Annotated in this window: 15 protein-coding genes and 1 pseudogene; 13 read left to right on the top strand and 3 right to left on the bottom strand. The window is 50.1% G+C overall.

Annotated features, from left to right (window positions below; genetic code table 11):
- Window positions 1–12: 12 nt before the first annotated feature.
- Window positions 13–561, bottom strand: a complete 549-nt coding sequence (locus CVS30_RS14460) for an alternate-type signal peptide domain-containing protein (RefSeq protein WP_110486157.1) — start codon at window positions 559–561, stop codon at window positions 13–15.
- Between the two features lie 284 nt (window positions 562–845).
- Between CVS30_RS14460 and nhaA the strand changes: the two genes are divergently transcribed.
- On the top strand, window positions 846–2168 hold the full coding sequence (gene nhaA / locus CVS30_RS14455) for a Na+/H+ antiporter NhaA (RefSeq protein ID WP_110486155.1): 1323 nt from the start codon (window positions 846–848) through the stop codon (window positions 2166–2168).
- A gap of 44 nt (window positions 2169–2212) precedes the next feature.
- Window positions 2213–2626 (top strand): VanZ family protein, encoded by a 414-nt coding sequence (locus tag CVS30_RS14450; RefSeq protein WP_110486153.1) that lies wholly within the window; start codon window positions 2213–2215, stop codon window positions 2624–2626.
- Window positions 2627–2656: 30 nt separating this feature from the next.
- Here CVS30_RS14450 and CVS30_RS14445 read toward each other — a convergent pair whose 3' ends face one another.
- Complete coding sequence (locus CVS30_RS14445; RefSeq protein ID WP_245934623.1) at window positions 2657–3625, bottom strand: LCP family protein; 969 nt, start codon at window positions 3623–3625, stop codon at window positions 2657–2659.
- Between the two features lie 367 nt (window positions 3626–3992).
- On the opposite strand from CVS30_RS14445, the gene CVS30_RS14440 reads away from it, so the two are divergent.
- The 10 genes from CVS30_RS14440 (at window position 3993) to CVS30_RS14410 (ending at window position 14231) form a co-directional block, all read left to right on the top strand.
- Complete coding sequence (locus tag CVS30_RS14440) at window positions 3993–5489, top strand: sugar transferase (protein ID WP_110486149.1); 1497 nt, start codon at window positions 3993–3995, stop codon at window positions 5487–5489.
- A 35-nt stretch (window positions 5490–5524) separates the two neighbouring features.
- Window positions 5525–6847 carry a UDP-glucose dehydrogenase family protein gene (locus CVS30_RS14435; RefSeq protein ID WP_110486147.1) on the top strand — a complete coding sequence of 441 codons (1323 nt, stop codon included), beginning with the start codon at window positions 5525–5527 and terminating at the stop codon, window positions 6845–6847.
- A gap of 28 nt (window positions 6848–6875) precedes the next feature.
- On the top strand, window positions 6876–7604 hold the full coding sequence (locus CVS30_RS17830; protein ID WP_146233410.1) for a hypothetical protein: 729 nt from the start codon (window positions 6876–6878) through the stop codon (window positions 7602–7604).
- 9 nt (window positions 7605–7613) lie between these two features.
- Entirely contained in the window at window positions 7614–8495 is an 882-nt protein-coding gene (locus CVS30_RS14430; protein WP_110486145.1) for a polysaccharide pyruvyl transferase family protein, read from the top strand.
- Window positions 8492–9292 carry a WecB/TagA/CpsF family glycosyltransferase gene (locus CVS30_RS18585; protein WP_110486143.1) on the top strand — a complete coding sequence of 267 codons (801 nt, stop codon included), beginning with the start codon at window positions 8492–8494 and terminating at the stop codon, window positions 9290–9292. The genes CVS30_RS14430 and CVS30_RS18585 overlap by 4 nt, the downstream gene beginning before the upstream one ends.
- Window positions 9289–10194 (top strand): glycosyltransferase family 2 protein, encoded by a 906-nt coding sequence (locus CVS30_RS17825; protein ID WP_146233409.1) that lies wholly within the window; start codon window positions 9289–9291, stop codon window positions 10192–10194. The genes CVS30_RS18585 and CVS30_RS17825 overlap by 4 nt, the downstream gene beginning before the upstream one ends.
- 209 nt (window positions 10195–10403) lie before the next feature.
- Window positions 10404–11489 carry a hypothetical protein gene (locus tag CVS30_RS17820; protein WP_146233408.1) on the top strand — a complete coding sequence of 362 codons (1086 nt, stop codon included), beginning with the start codon at window positions 10404–10406 and terminating at the stop codon, window positions 11487–11489.
- Window positions 11486–12823, top strand: a complete 1338-nt coding sequence (locus tag CVS30_RS14420) for an oligosaccharide flippase family protein (protein ID WP_110486141.1) — start codon at window positions 11486–11488, stop codon at window positions 12821–12823. The genes CVS30_RS17820 and CVS30_RS14420 overlap by 4 nt, the downstream gene beginning before the upstream one ends.
- 130 nt (window positions 12824–12953) lie before the next feature.
- On the top strand, window positions 12954–13868 hold the full coding sequence (locus tag CVS30_RS14415) for a nucleotidyltransferase family protein (RefSeq protein WP_181419817.1): 915 nt from the start codon (window positions 12954–12956) through the stop codon (window positions 13866–13868).
- Window positions 13869–13946: 78 nt separating this feature from the next.
- Window positions 13947–14231, top strand: a complete 285-nt coding sequence (locus CVS30_RS14410; RefSeq protein WP_181419816.1) for a PqqD family protein — start codon at window positions 13947–13949, stop codon at window positions 14229–14231.
- Between the two features lie 379 nt (window positions 14232–14610).
- On the opposite strand, the gene CVS30_RS14405 is transcribed toward CVS30_RS14410, so the two are convergent.
- On the bottom strand, window positions 14611–14883 hold the full coding sequence (locus tag CVS30_RS14405) for a transposase (protein WP_370801107.1): 273 nt from the start codon (window positions 14881–14883) through the stop codon (window positions 14611–14613).
- A 90-nt stretch (window positions 14884–14973) separates the two neighbouring features.
- On the opposite strand from CVS30_RS14405, the pseudogene CVS30_RS14400 reads away from it, so the two are divergent.
- Window positions 14974–15300: pseudogene (locus CVS30_RS14400) on the top strand (transposase); the annotation flags it as partial.
- Window positions 15301–15379 lie beyond the last annotated feature (79 nt).

The raw sequence follows: 15379 nt of genomic DNA, 5'->3' as shown, positions 1-15379 counted from the left end.
ATCAGCCGGCGGTTAGCGAACCTGGTTGAGGTTCAGCGTCAAAGCGCCGAGGTCGAGGGCCTGATCCATGGTCCCGACCGGGGTCGAGCCCGCGGTTCCGGCATCGAAGGTCACTGTGATCGTGACGGGAATGTCGTAATTTCCGGGAGCGGCAAAGGAAATAACGTTACCCACTTTGCTCAGACCCGCGGCGGTGGCATCAGCGGCCAAGTCAACGGAGACCTGGCCGGCCAAGGCCACCGGAACAGCATTCAGGGTTCCAACTTCCAAGGCCCCCTTCAAGTTCTTTCCCTCGGCGGAGATACTGACGGTCTGCTCAAAGGTGACAGTGTCGCCTGGAACGAGCCGATCGGTGGCCGGATTGAATGTGGTATTCGCGGCGTCCGTGCTCGCGTCCGACCAAACACCTGCAGCTGTGGCATCGAGTGTCAGGTGGCCAGTTGTCACGGTTCCTGCGTTAATGTCGTCTGTGCCATTCCACAGCGCGTAGGTTCCTGCTCCCCCGAGCAGGAGTGCGCTTGCTGCGCCAGCCGCAATGGCTGCCTTCATAACCTTTTTCATGAGTGGTCCTTAATCTAAAGATCATGCCCCCAGTAGGCAATCATTCCCACTCAAGCCCACATTGGAACAACATGCGATTGCTACATCAATCATTACGTTGAGGATAATTCTCTGCTGTTCGCAACTGAGATGAGGCACTTTCATGAATTTCCCACTGCGGTCCCTCCGAGAGTTCCACACCCTGTAATGTAGAACTCAGGTGTGCCGGGAAGTCTGGTCGGCGATGTCTTTGGTGACCCCAAGGCGTTTTGTCCCACTCAGTTCAATCGAGAGCACTTGCACCTATGAAATCATCGAACCGGCTCCGGATCTTCAGCCGTGGTAGCTACAGCGAATCCCTTCGGATCAGCACCATCCTTCGCTCAGAAACAGTGGGCGGCGCATTGTTGTTGGCGGCAACCGTTCTTGCCCTTGTCTGGGCTAACTCCCCCATTGCGGACGCATACTTTAATCTCCGTGACTTCAAAGTCGGTCCCGAATTCCTGCATTTGAACCTGAGTCTGGGTACTTGGGCTGCGGATGGCCTCCTCGCAATCTTCTTCTTTGTTGCCGGGCTTGAACTCAAACGCGAATTTGTTGCCGGGGATCTTAGGAATCCCGCCCGCGCCGTTGTCCCCATCACGGCAGCCGTCGGCGGAGTCATTGTTCCCGCGGTGATTTTCGCCCTCGTGAATTACTCGGCCGGACCAGAGGTCCTCAAGGGATGGGCCATACCCACCGCTACGGACATCGCCTTTGCCTTGGCCGTTTTGGCGGTCATCAGCACGCATCTGCCAAGCGCTTTGCGTACCTTCTTGTTGACCCTTGCCGTCGTAGATGACTTGATCGCCATCGCTATCATCGCCGTGTTCTATCCGGGAGAAATGCACTTCCAATACCTTGCGTTGGCAGTTCTGCCGTTGCTTGCCTTCACTTGGCTGGTGCAGAAACGAATTCGGGCTTGGTACTTGCTCATCCCTCTCGCCGCAGCCACCTGGGCATTGGTTCATGCCTCGGGCGTCCACGCGACGGTTGCCGGCGTCCTCCTCGGATTCGCTGTCCCCGTGATTCGCAGTCTGAAGAATGGCGGTCCGGAGGCAGGCCCTGGAATGGCTGAACACTTTGAGCACATCATGCGACCAATTTCAGCAGGCTTCGCTGTACCACTGTTTGCGTTCTTCTCCGCGGGAGTTGCCCTGGGTGGACTTGCAGGGCTCAAGAGCGCTTTCACAGACAGCGTCGCCATTGGAATTGTCTTGGCGCTCGTGGCAGGAAAGTTCATCGGCGTCTTTGGTGCCACTTGGCTAGTGACGAAGACCAGCAAGGCGGAACTTGATGACGGTCTCGCGTGGGTTGATGTGGCAGGTTTAGCGCTTCTCGCGGGAGTCGGCTTCACCGTCTCGCTCTTGATCAGTGAGCTCAGCTTTGGTGATGATTCGCCTCATTACAGTCACGCCAAGGTTGCCATTCTCGCCGGGTCAATCGTCTCAGCGCTGCTGGCTTCTGTCGTGCTGCGCAGCCGTAACCGCCACTACCGAAAGATCGCCTATGTAGAGTCAGTGGATGCCGATGGTGACGGCGTCCCCGATGTCTTCCAGCCAGGCACTGACACGACTACAAGTCACTAGCGCTAAACTCGCAAGAGACTCTGCCCCCAAGAAGACTGAAATAGATGATCAAGCGTCACCACCGAATCGCCATGGCCGCGGCCATCTTGTATCTCTTGGCTGTATTGCTCGTTGTTTTTTGGCCAACACCAGTAGACCGTCCGGCATCAGGAACGCTTAACGCCGTGCTCAGCTGGCTCCATCGCCACGGCACGCCCCGTTTTATTGACTATAATTTTGTTGAATTTACCGCCAATATCGCTATGTTTATACCCATGGGACTCATTGCGTCCATCTGGTTTAAGAATGGTTTCTTGGGAGTCATTGCCGGGATGCTCGTCTCGTGCCTGATCGAATTGACACAGGCAACGTCTCTTCCAGATCGCTATGCTACGGGGCTGGATATTCTCGCCAACTCAATAGGTGCCGGGTTAGGAGCTCTGGCCTTTTACCTGGGGCATCGGCGGCTCAGCAAATAGCCGCCGATGCCCCAGACGATCCAAACTTATCTAGCCCAATAATCCCTTGACGTCCAAGTAAGAGCCCAGCTGATCTTCCTTCATGACCTGAGCGATCTCTTGCACAGACTTCTCATCATTGATGACAATTGACTGTCGATCTGCAGATGTTCCCGTGCCAAGGTTGGGCAAGGTGAACGACTTAATGTCACTTGATCGCACATTCTTCAATTTGAGGGCCAAGCCAGCAATCGAGGTTGCGTTGAGTGTTTTGTCCACACTCACATAGGGTGAGAACTCATCGACCAGGCTCGTAATTTTTACCGGGTTCGCCAGTGTTGCCGGCGTGAGAACCTCGGAGAATAGTGCCTTAAGGAATATCTGCTGGTTCCTCACACGCTGGTAGTCACCATCGGTAAAGGCGTAGCGCTCACGGACAAAAGCCAAAGCCTGGTCACCCGACAAGGTCTGCAGGCCCCGGATAAACATGTGCCCGGCTTCATGGCTGCTCTTGAATGCGATCGGATTATCGATCTCCACCCCACCCACCGAATCAGTGATGGCCTTGAAACCCTCAAAATCGACCATCATGACATGGTCAATCCGGGAGTCAAACATTCCCTCGAGCGTCTGAACTACAAGCGGGACCCCGCCAAAAGCCATGGCCGCATTGATCTTCGCTTGGCCATGTCCCGGAATATCTACCCAGGTGTCCCTCATGATGGACATTGTGTAAACACTCTTGTGATCGGACGGAATATGAACCATCATCATGGTGTCTGAGCGCTGGTTTGACCCGGCGCCTTCTTCGGCTAGATCCAGACCGTCTCCACGGCTGTCGCTGCCTAGCACCAGAATATTCGTGACCTCTGCGGCTGCGGCAGCTTTAGTGGGCCGGAGCGATTCAGACGGAAAAGCCTGTTCAATTTTTTGGGTTTTGCTGTCAAAGGAATGTGCCAGGTTAAAAACGAAGGCACCAGCAATCACGGCTGCAAGAACAACAAATGCTAGGAATACCAAGAGAACGTTTCTACGAGTGTGGCGTTTGTCTCTGAGGGCTTCCCTCTGTTGGGCGCGCGAACCCATGACTTCTTCCAACGGACTACTCACGTGTGAAACCCTCTACTCGACCGGCAAAAAATAGTGCTCCCATCATCTCACCTTCAATGCTCACCTTCATCAACGATGCCTCACCTAGTAGAGTCCGGCAATCCTCTGACAATCCTCTGACAATCCTCCTGTATCATTCTTTGAGAGGGCTGTTAATTGCTGGGTATTAGGCATTACAGATAAAAATCGCTCTGATTCATTTGTCGTGTAGTGCCAACTGAGTCAGGGCTTTCGAGCTATTTGGCTGAAGCGTGGAGTTCAATTGGGGTATGGATCATTGGAGAGCGAAGAGCTCTCAGAAACGTTAACGGATGGCAATAAATCCTTCGATTCGAAAGCCGAGTGCAGGAACTGGCGTCAAGCCTACGTTAGAAGGCTTCGTTGGGTCGATGGGACAATCATCGTCTGGGCCCTCTTGGCGGCTCAGCTGGTACGATTTGGCTTTGAAAAATCAGACCTGCAGATCGGTCGCCTGACTATTTCATATTGGTTGTGCGGAGTCATTCTGGGTCTGATTTGGTACATCATGCTGGGCGCATGGGACAGCCGAAAGATTCGTATCGTCGGATCTGGAACTGACGAATTTAAATTGGTACTTACCGCAACAACATGGTTGTTCGGAACGATTGCGATATTCTCTTACGCGTTTGGCCTTGAAACGGCCCGAGGATACGTTCTCCTCGCACTTCCAATCGGCAGTTTGGGAATTCTTTTGGCACGTTGGATACAACGGCAAATGCTCCATAAGAAACGACAGTATGGTCATTCGTCAGCTCGTGTACTCGTGGTCGCGGGGCCCCAAGCTGCTACCCACTTGGCTCGCTCACTGACACGTCAGCCTTCCGCCGGGTTCCTCCCGATAGCCGCTCATATTCCTGGGTTGTCGGCGGCGCATTCCCTGTCAGAATTGACTCTAGGAACGAAGCTTGCTGGTACCGGTGAATCCGTGGAAGCTATTTTGGAATCCATCGCGACCCACGATGCGGACACCGTTGCTTTGTCTGCTGGAGTCACCATGTCGCCCAAGGAAATCCGTGATCTGGGTTGGGCCCTAGCCGACTTACGAATCAGGCTCATCATGGCGCCAGCGCTCACCGACATTGCTGGACCGCGTGTTCATGTTCAGCCAGTAGCAGGGCTTCCTCTAGTACATGTATCCACGCCACAATTTAGCTCTGGGGCCCAGTTCGCGAAACGAGTATTTGACATCGTTTCGGCATCATTGCTGCTTATTGTATTGTCGCCTGTCCTTCTGGTTCTCGCCATTATTGTGAGTTCGGATAGAGGCCCCGTTCTTTTCAAGCAACCTCGAGTTGGATTGAAGGGCAGCATCTTTAAGATGCTCAAATTCCGTTCAATGGTTGTCGATGCAGAGGCTCAAGTGGCTGTCCTTTCGGAACAATCGGATGGAAACGGTGTCATGTTCAAAATGAAGAATGACCCGCGAGTGACCAACGCAGGAAAATGGATGCGCAGGTTTAGCCTCGATGAGCTTCCCCAGCTCTGGAACGTACTTGTGGGAAATATGAGCTTGGTGGGTCCACGTCCACCCCTCGAATCAGAGGCTGAATCTTACGAGAAACATGTCCACCGTCGATTCATGGTCAAGCCGGGCATTACCGGTCTTTGGCAGGTTAGCGGCCGTTCCGACCTTTCATGGGAGGACACAGTTAGGCTCGATCTCTACTACGTTGAAAATTGGTCGTTTGCAGGAGATATCCTCATCCTCCTCAAGACCCTCAAAGCTGTCATCAAGGTTGACGGCGCTTACTAATGACTTCACGAAATCGCAAGACGACTAAGGAAACTATGAAAATCTCGGTTATTGGCTGTGGCTACCTAGGCGCAGTCCATGCAGCGTCCATGGCGAAACTTGGGCATGAAGTCATCGGAATCGACACCGATATCAATAAAGTAACAGCTCTTCAATCTGGACATGCCCCATTCTTCGAACCAGGTCTACCGGAACTTTTAGATGAAGCTCTTTCGGCCGGGCGTCTTCAATTCAGCACTAAAATGTCGGATATTTCGGATTCAGATGTTCATTTTGTCTGTGTCGGTACGCCTCAGAAATCAGGTGAGTATGCAGCCGATATCCAATACGTCGACGCTGCTTTCAGTGCGCTCATCCCACACATGCGTCCAGGTTCTGTCGCTGTTGGAAAATCCACGGTTCCCGTCGGCACCGCCTCGCGAATCGCTGCCCTCATCGAACACGGGGCACCCGAGACTCATCTTGTCTGGAATCCCGAATTCTTACGAGAAGGCCATGCCGTCCAAGACACATTGACACCTGACCGCCTTGTCTACGGTATTTCCCAGGACGAAAAAGGGCATTTAGCAGCATCAATCTTGGATCACGTATATGAAGCTGCCCTCGCTGTAGGCACCCCCCGATTGATAGTGAATTATGCAACAGCTGAGCTAGTCAAGAGTGCCGCAAATTCATTCCTAGCAACTAAGATTTCCTTCATCAATGCTATGGCGGAGGTCTGTGAAGTTGCCGGCGCAGATGTTACCTCGTTGGCCGACGCTATCGGCATGGACGATCGAATTGGCCGTAAATTCCTAAACGCAGGAATCGGGTTTGGAGGCGGCTGTCTCCCCAAGGACATCCGAGCATTTATGGCCCGTGCAGGTGAACTCGGCGCAGATCAAGCACTCACCTTCTTACGTGAAGTGGATGCCATCAACATGCGCCGACGTTCGAAAGTCGTGGAGCGCACCCGCGAACTTTGCGGAGGCTCATTGATCGGTAAACGTATAACTGTCCTCGGCGCAACGTTCAAACCTAACAGTGACGATGTCAGGGACTCCCCTGCGCTAAGCATCGCTGCTCAGTTACAGCTTCAAGGAGCCAACGTCACTGTTACTGATCCGGAAGGTCTCGCAAATGCAATGAAGAGATTTCCAGAGCTCAAATATGAAAGAGATCTAAAAATCTCTGTTACTAATGCAAATGCGGTACTCCTCCTTACAGAGTGGGATGAATACACGCAGCTCGATCCCGGTACCATCGGAAATCTTGTTGACGATCGAGTAATCCTAGACGGGCGTAACGCAATCAATCCGGAAGATTGGCGAGCAAATGGCTGGACTTATCAGGGAATAGGTATCCCACTTAGTCAATAATTACGATTTACAATTAAAGGGAAACACCATGAATACACTTGTGTTTAGTATCGGCCTCAACGGTTATGATATTGGCTACCGAATGTGTCTAGATTCACAACGAGAATACGCTGACCGCATCGGGGCCGATTTCCGTGTGGTTACTAAGCCAACTGTGAGTGACCCTGCGTTTGCAGCATGGCTCAAAGTCACATTGCTAGATGCAGCCCTCAAAGCTGGATACGACGCAGTTGCATATATCGACGCCGATTGTCGAGTCTCCAAGAGCGCACCCGATTTCACTACAGAGCTAGCAAAATCAGATGGAAAAATCTGTATGTCGCTAGGAAGAAGCGGGAGACTTAACTCAGGAGTAATTTTTGCAGAGAACTCGGTAACAGCGAATCAGTTCCTTGAACGCGTTGTGGCAAGTGTCGTCGAGAATATTCCTGCAAAAGCTCGGGCTAACCTTCGGTTTGAAAATGGAAACATTATTTATGTCGAATCAATCAATGGTGGCGTTCATATTATCGATAGCCGTTGGAACAACTCATCAGATGATACGTTAGACGATCATATCCGCCATTTTACCGGTCCGCTGAAGTCTAAAATGCATGCCCCGTTAAAAGACCGCCTAAATTTCCGCATCAGAAAGCTATTTCTCCCTCGCGCTTCCGCCGCGCCTGAACGCAGGGAGGCATCTTTTCTTGACGAGCTACAACAGCTCACCGAATCCATAGTCAGCGAATTGGACCTTAATCCTCGAGTCGATAGGTAAACCATCAGTATGACAGTTACATCTTCACTTTATTGGTGGAAACCTTTTTCATCTGCTCGCGATATGGCTATCAGCACCGCAAAGTACGGGACTGCATGGGCACACTTAGCAATTGCCAACAGAAATGTGTCGAATTTTGGAGACGAAGTCAGCAGACATTTTCTTCAGGAACTCACTGGAGAGTCTTTTCGGTGGCGCCAACCAGCTAAAGCAGAATACTTGGGAATAGGCTCCGTTCTGAATTCAGCTATACGGTCCGGTTTCAGCGGTACCATTATCGGATCCGGCCTCAGGCGACCACTAGCAACAGATGAATCTCCTGATCCTTCATGTAATTTCATTGGTGTTCGAGGCCACTTGACTGCTAAAGAGGTTGGCCTTCCACCTGAGGCCGCAATTGGTGATCCAGGCCTCCTGGCGCGTTCGGTCTTTTCAAAACCAAATCATGAGCGCCAATCTGCTATGCCAGTACTAATCCCACACTTTGAGGTACTGAACTCTAAATCCGGTCGAAGTTCCCTCAAAGCACTCCGCAGTGAAGGTTGGGATGTAATACTTCCCAATACACCTCCAGCGGAAGTTGCACGTGCTGTGCGTCAGGCCCCGTTCGTCGCCTCCTCCAGTCTTCATGGATATATTTTTGCACATGCCTTGGACACTCCCACGACCCTACTCGAGTTTAGAGACGAAAGCGGAGAGCCCGATTTCAAATTCCGTGACTACTTGTCGGTATTTGGACTCGAGCCATCACGAACCCATGCACGTGACCTCTCACATAAAACAGTTGGAACACTGATCGATCAGGAATCAGAAAATTCAAGTCTAATTTCGCAAAAGATAGATTCCGTACTGGATGCGATGTATAAAACTACATTTGGGAAGAGAAAATGACCCAGGGAGCCACACTAAGTGTTCGAGAGGGTATGTCCTTCCTCTTGAACAGTCCCGTCCATCAAGGTGATATGGATGCCGCATTAATTACTATTGCAGAATTAGCCCGAGATTCCGAGGCACATCTAGTAGTCACAGCTAACATCGACCATATTGTCGATCTAGACTTAGGCAACCCGCTTACTTCTGCTTATGAGCGAGCGTCACTTCGAGTAATAGATGGCATGCCTGTGGTGTGGGCACTTCGAGCCCTAGGCGCCAAAAACATTCATAGGGTAACCGGCGCAGACCTCATAGAGTCAGTCTCGGCCGCGAGTGCGAGGAATAATTGGCGAGTCGCCATTACAGGTGGCAATGATGAAATCCTAGCGAAAGCTGCAGATAATCTACAGCGTAAGTATCCAAATGCCTCCATCAAAGCCGTTCCTATGCCTATGCTTAGTTCGGCAGAAGACCCCAGAGGTCGAGAAGCCATCCTATTACTGGAGGATTTCGACCCAGATGTAGTCTTTCTCTGTCTAGGCGCACCAAAACAAGAATCGTGGTTCCTGCATTGGAAAGACGTGTTGCCAGCTGCAGTTTATATCGGAGCTGGCGCCGCAGTTGATTTTGCCGCGGAAGCTAAGAAGCGCGCTCCAATCGCTGCACAGCGTGCAGGATTAGAGTGGGTTTGGAGACTTAGCCAAGAGTTCCGGCGTTTAGCGCCAAGATATTTGTTTAAGGGACCTAGATTCCTCTCAATTGTGGCCACGTCTATGACAAATCACCGTAGGCGGACGGTGACTCTAGAACGATGACCTTGAATAATATCCTTCGCCAGGTGCGGCGTGTCCCTAATCGGAGTAAACGCCTAGTACAGATGCTTTGGCTCACCTCAAAGTATCAAATAGTCAATAGATTCCATAAAAAGTCACTTCGAGGGGATCTTGAACTCGTTGTTTCTCTCACAAGTTATGGCCAAAGAACCAATTCTGTATTTCTAACGATCGAGAGTATTTTTGCGGGCAGGAAACAGCCTAAAAGAATTATTCTCTGGATAGATGAAATCGAAGTATTCGAGAATCTGCCATCTTCCCTGCGGCGGTTGCAAAACAGGGGGTTAGAGATAATTCATTGCTTAAATTATGGGCCACACAAGAAATACTTCCCATACATACTCAGCACAGATGACGATAGTGCCGCGCCTTTAGTAACGGCCGACGATGATATCTTCTATCCTACCAACTGGCTGGATTCGTTGTATAAAGAATACCTTTCCTCAAAGAATTGCATTGTTTCCCATCGCGCCCGTCAGATCAGTCTCACTGGATCCGAATTACCGATAATTGAAAAGTATTCCAATTGGAAGTTATCTGGATCAATAGAACCGTCCTTCGCAACATTTTCTACCGGAACCGGAGGCGTCATATACCCCCCCACCGTCCAGCGAGCGCTGAGAAATCGGGGAGAGGATTTTACAGACAACTACTGGCATGCAGACGATATATGGCTCCATTCAACTGCTGTGATGGCAGGAGTTAGAACTCGGCAAGTAACTTCCTCACCGAAGAATTTCCTTATGTTACTTGGTTCACAGGCCAATGCGCTTTTTAAAAGAAACCATGAAGGTGACGGTAACGATCTAATGATTCAATCAGCCTACTCACGCGATTTGGTTGAATCGATTGCAGGCGACGTCGAAGCGATCAACAAGGTATAACAATGCAATTTGTTCTATGGCTTGCGATATGCGCTATCATAAATATTTTTTCTGGACGGCGAACTCACGTCCCGATAATCGTGGCGACAACTCTTCTTTTCTGCATACCCTGGGTAGCAGCTGAACTATTCACCGGAGTCCCATCTCAGGGGCTGGGTCCTATACCGAGCATGCACCCAGGGACTTGGCTTATTCTTGTCACTTTTGTCTTGAGATTTTTCGATGGAAAGCATGGAGTCCAATTTGTTTTGAAGAAATATCCAGTGGCATTCCTTACACTCGGATTATTTCTATTGGTGGCATTTGCAGTTACCGTAGTCGGCGGTGAACTTCGTGGCGTCGGATCTCTGGTTTATATTTTTGTATGCCCAATAATGCTTGCAATTCTCATTATGGGTGAGAATAATAAGAATCTGAGTTTTTTGACAACTCTTCGAAATATGGTTTTGGTTATTGCTGTCGCTCAGGGTGCACTCGGAATAGCTCAATATTTAACTAAGTCGGCTATTCTTTTTGATGCCTACTACGCTCGACAGTACTGGTGGTCAGAAACTATTAGTAGGTCAATCGGTTCGACTGACCACCCAATCATGCTCTCAATTCTGATGTGCGCGGGAATAGCTTTATCAGTTGGTCTAAGTAACACTGCGCTTCGAATCTTTCTGCCACTATTCTTTTTACTTCCTGTAGTTTGTACTGGCTCTAGAGTAGGTCTGATCGTCGCTGCGGTTCTAGTCGCGTGGATCGTCTTGGCCGGACCCGTCGGTTGGATAACCCGAATCTTTCTTCTTGGCGTTCTCGCCGGCGCCGTTTCACTAGTTCTCAACGGCACAATCTTCAAAGGCGCATTTGGCCGGTTTGAAGACGATTCTGGGTCAACGCGTGTACGTCTTCTAGCCTATGATCTTTTTGGTGATGTCTGGCCTGACTATTTCTTCTTCGGTGGAGGCGCCACGCATAGCTACGATCTGTTGGAAACCGCTAGACTGACCACTAGTTTTGAAAGTGCCGGCCTTACATATGCAGTTGACTACGGAGTAGTTCCGATTTTCTTATACTTCTTGGCAATGACGACTATCGCTTTCACTAGGATTCGAAGTAAGAAGAAGGGAATTCCAGGCAGCGCCGTTGCCTTCACTGCGGTTTTTATCCAATTTCAGTCATACAGCGGCGGTACGGTGCAGAGCTCAGTTGCATCCCTTCTATGGTTACTCGTGGCTCTGTCGGCATGCTCACTGAAGTCTCACCCAAAATCTCTTCCAAGAAATAATTGCGCCCAGCAGGTTGCTCCATGAGTACAACTACGGCAGGCAGTGATCCAGGAAATGTAAGCCGTCACATGGCTATTACTGCGTTCAGTTACCTCTTTGTGCCAATGGCGGCAATTGTTTCCGCTCCCATCCTGGCCAATTCCCTGGGAGTTGATGGACGAGGAGAAGTGGCTGCAGCTACGGCACCTCTCATGTTGGCAGTAGCAATATTTGCGCTCGGACTTCCGCAAGCTGTCGTCCATTACGTAGCCGCGCAACCAAACATAATCAGGTACCTGCTTCGTCCAGTCCTGTTGGTCCAACTTCTCACTGGACTCACAGGCACTCTTGTCGTGGCATTGACATCATCTCTACTTGCTGGGTCAGATCCAAACCTTGCGTCCCTCATTGGTCTTGCCGGGCTGATACTACCAGGCACACTAATTGTCGGTATTTTTCGTGGATTGGCGTCAGGCCTTCACCGATGGACACTAGTAACTATCGAACGCTGCCTCACAGAGTTTACAAAGCTTGTAGTCTTTTTGATACTTTCCCTAATGGATGCCCTTACAGTAACCTCAGCGGTACTTGTAACAGCGTTGTCAGCAGTAGCCAGCGGCCTTGTCTACTTCGCCCTCCTCAGGAACCGTGGCACTATTCCCGCCGGAGCAGAAAGAACAATTCGACTTAAGGATATGTTTAGTTTTGGCGGAAGAATATGGATTGGATCCCTTTCCGGGATCCTACTGACTAGGATTTCTCAAGTTCTTATGACCCCACTCGCCAGCGTCTCACAACTGGGGTATTACGTAATAGCAGTCAATGTATCTGATGCTTCACTTTTAGCCAATAATGCAGTCAGAGATGTCACCTTGGCGGCGGACTCGGCTCAACAGAAGACGGCACGGGCAACAATGAGCGCACGGTGCAGTCTACTAATATCTGCAATTGTGGGAATAGTTATTTCCGCAACAATTCCTTTATGGTTTATCAGACTCTTTGGTTCCGATTTTTCCCCGTCTATTCCATTGGTTATCATACTAATAATTGCAAATGTGGTCGGCGTTCCTGGCTCAGTTGCCGGCGCAATACTTAGCTCACGAGGCTATCCAGGTAAACGGAGTACATCTCTTCTCGTGGCCGCAGTTACAAACATTATCCTACTGCTTATATTACTCCCAATTCTTGGCGCGTTTGGGGCGGCTTTGGCAACTGTAGTTGGAAACTTTATAGCCGCAAACATGAACATTTACTTTAGCTGGAGATTATTTAAGATTTCTCCACTTGATTTCTACATTCCTAGATATCAAGACATTCAATTCATCACCAGAAAAGCAATCAGAATCCTTGTTTCTCTGAAGGGCACGATAACAAGATAACAAGATAACAAGATAACAAGATAACAAGATAACAAGATAACAAGATAACAAGATAACAAGAATCTAGTCCGATTCAATGAACATCAAATGATTTATCAAAGAATATGTGCTCAAAAGAATGGAAAGAATCATGAGCGATACTAATTCTGAGCGGCTTAGTTCCGTTGAAGCCACGAAGTTGGCGGCCGTTCTATGTCAGAGACTGGCGCTAAGAAGGTCCGTTCCGCTGCTAGCTATAAAGGGTGATGCTTTTATGGCATTGGGTATCAGGCCGTTACGGCCTGCTTCAGACCTCGATGTACTAGTAAGTCCATCTTTTCATAAGCAATTTTGCGCCGACTTGGAAGGAAGTGGCTGGGAATTGAGATCCGATGATCTTGGCGGACACTATGCCAACCATTCGAGTACTTATTTTAATTCACAATGGCCAGTCGATATTGATGTCCATCATCGGTTCCCCGGTTTCTCTGGGGATACTCAAAAGACATTTGATCTGCTTTGGGAGCAAAAGCAGACTGTTAAAATAGCGAACCAAGATATTATAACAGTCTCTGAGTTAGATGCCAGAATAATCCAAGCTTTAAATTGTTTGCGGAATCCGTGGAAACCTCTGGACCAAGCTGAGTTCCATTTCCTGATTGAGAATACCGCAGACCACTTGGCGAATCAACTCTCAGATAGAGGTATTGCACTTTCTTGCTTGGCTGAAATACGACCTTTTCTACTCTCTCTCGATCCAAATCTAGATTTAATCGACTGGCCGCAGGAGTCAGCAGAATGGCGGGCCCAGAAGATCTCTTCGTCCGTGGGCGCGCTAAGAATTATTGATATAATTGAATCCCCATTTAAGGATAAAGTTAGGTTGATTAAGAGTGCGATGTTTCCGAGTACTCGATCGCTCATTTCGAAATCAATGGGAGAATTTACAATGGATTCCAATATATGGGCGAAATTGAATCTTGGATGGAAGAGATGTCGCCAATTCATAAAGGACGCCCCCAAAACTTTTACGGCACTGCGCAGATATTACGGGCGAAGTAAGTGAATTTTATATCACGTGCATAGCAGAGGCAATTAGATGTTCACGTGCCGAGGAAGTAATTTTAAGAAGAGGATGTCGCACATGATCGTGGAAATGAACGATGTTTTCAGGGCTAATGATGCTCTGGGAATTGTTGAGAGTGAGTGCGGTAAAAGGGTCGTGATTCTTCCACCGGACTGTGGGCAGCCGGTGATACTGGAGGATATTGCGGCTGCTATTTGGTACAGTATTGACGCCGTCAATACTGTTGAAGAAATTGCCCGATCTTTTGCTTCGGAGTACGGAATTGACATAGCTATAGTCCGATGGCAGATTCAAGAGTTTATCCAGCAGCTGCTGGAATTTAATATCACAGTAAAGATCTAGTTCCATTTCGAACAATTTGCTTTGTGCCACATGATAATACCTATTCTCGGATCATGGGGACAGGGTTCTCAGGCGTATTCTGGCTTCGATTTTTTGTGAGGTGCGTTTAGGTGGCCGAAGCCTGCCAAGGCAGCTCCAGATGTACGGAATGCCTCCCTGCGTGAGCGGCCTTCTCTAAGCTGATCAGGTACTTGAGGGCTGTGTAACTGATCAGCTGTGCCGAGTCCTAGGTACAGAGCCTGCAACACGCCGCATCGAGCAGCCTAGGGTTTGTCCCCTTACCCAAGCCGAAGCATTCATACACAAACGATATCTGGCTATGCCTCGGTTTTCCATCGGTCCAACGACCACATCAATGCTTGAACGGTATAGGGGCTCTTCAGAATTGAGAGTGTAGTTTCGGTCTGAATCCGCCTGATTCCAGCAGTGATCTGGCGACGTAGTTGGTGAGGTTGCGGAAGCCGAGGGCAGAGCCTCGGAGGTGTTCCAATCTTCCATTAATCGCTTCAGTGGGACCGTTTGAGGTCCCTGGCCGGTCGAAGTAGGCCAGCACATCATCGGCTCGTCGTTTCAGGGTCCGGCCGAGTGTTTTGAGTTCAGTGAGCGCAGTCGGCACCCTACGTGTCAGGCTGGAGCGGTACCACGGTGACAGAGCAAATCGGCTCGATCGCGTAGGGCGAGAACCAGGAAACCCATCATTATGTCTAGTCTAGTTTTGGCTGAAGTACGCCAAGATGGATCCATGAGTATTTCCGGACCGCGGGCCGGTGGACCGACCCCTCGTAGGTCGTTCACCCCCACGCAAAAACTTGAATTGTTGGCCCAGTACGAGGAAGCCTGCGCCCGCCACGAAGGCGGCGTGTTCCTGCGGGAGCAGGGGCTGTATTCCTCCCAGATGGTCGAGTGGCGCAAGCTACGCGACGCCGGCGTCCTGCAGGGCAAGAAGGCCGGGGAGAAGATCGGGAAGCTGTCCGGTGAGCAGGCAGAGATCGCTCGTTTGCGTCGCCAGCTGGAGGTGAGTGAGAGTCGGTTGAAACGATCCGAGGCAGCCCTTGGAGTGAAGGGAAAACTGGCTCTTCAGAATTGAGAGTGTAGTTTCGGTCTGAATCCGCCTGATTCCAGCAGTGATCTGGCGACGTAGTTGGTGA

This window comes from Arthrobacter psychrolactophilus (assembly GCF_003219795.1).
Classification (GTDB): domain Bacteria; phylum Actinomycetota; class Actinomycetes; order Actinomycetales; family Micrococcaceae; genus Specibacter; species Specibacter psychrolactophilus.
This window is presented reverse-complemented; position numbering and strand designations above follow the sequence as displayed.

Bases quoted from the DNA above. Each gene is read 5' to 3' on its own strand.
- CVS30_RS14430 (WP_110486145.1), top strand. From the start codon at position 7,614: ATGACAGTTACATCTTCACTTTATTGGTGGAAACCTTTTTCATCTGCT.
- CVS30_RS14415 (WP_181419817.1), top strand. From the start codon at position 12,954: ATGAGCGATACTAATTCTGAGCGGCTTAGTTCCGTTGAAGCCACGAAG.
- CVS30_RS14420 (WP_110486141.1), top strand. From the start codon at position 11,486: ATGAGTACAACTACGGCAGGCAGTGATCCAGGAAATGTAAGCCGTCAC.
- CVS30_RS14450 (WP_110486153.1), top strand. From the start codon at position 2,213: ATGATCAAGCGTCACCACCGAATCGCCATGGCCGCGGCCATCTTGTAT.
- CVS30_RS17830 (WP_146233410.1), top strand. From the start codon at position 6,876: ATGAATACACTTGTGTTTAGTATCGGCCTCAACGGTTATGATATTGGC.
- CVS30_RS18585 (WP_110486143.1), top strand. From the start codon at position 8,492: ATGACCCAGGGAGCCACACTAAGTGTTCGAGAGGGTATGTCCTTCCTC.
- CVS30_RS17825 (WP_146233409.1), top strand. From the start codon at position 9,289: ATGACCTTGAATAATATCCTTCGCCAGGTGCGGCGTGTCCCTAATCGG.
- CVS30_RS14460 (WP_110486157.1), bottom strand. From the start codon at position 561: ATGAAAAAGGTTATGAAGGCAGCCATTGCGGCTGGCGCAGCAAGCGCA.
- CVS30_RS14435 (WP_110486147.1), top strand. From the start codon at position 5,525: ATGAAAATCTCGGTTATTGGCTGTGGCTACCTAGGCGCAGTCCATGCA.
- nhaA (WP_110486155.1), top strand. From the start codon at position 846: ATGAAATCATCGAACCGGCTCCGGATCTTCAGCCGTGGTAGCTACAGC.
- CVS30_RS14410 (WP_181419816.1), top strand. From the start codon at position 13,947: ATGATCGTGGAAATGAACGATGTTTTCAGGGCTAATGATGCTCTGGGA.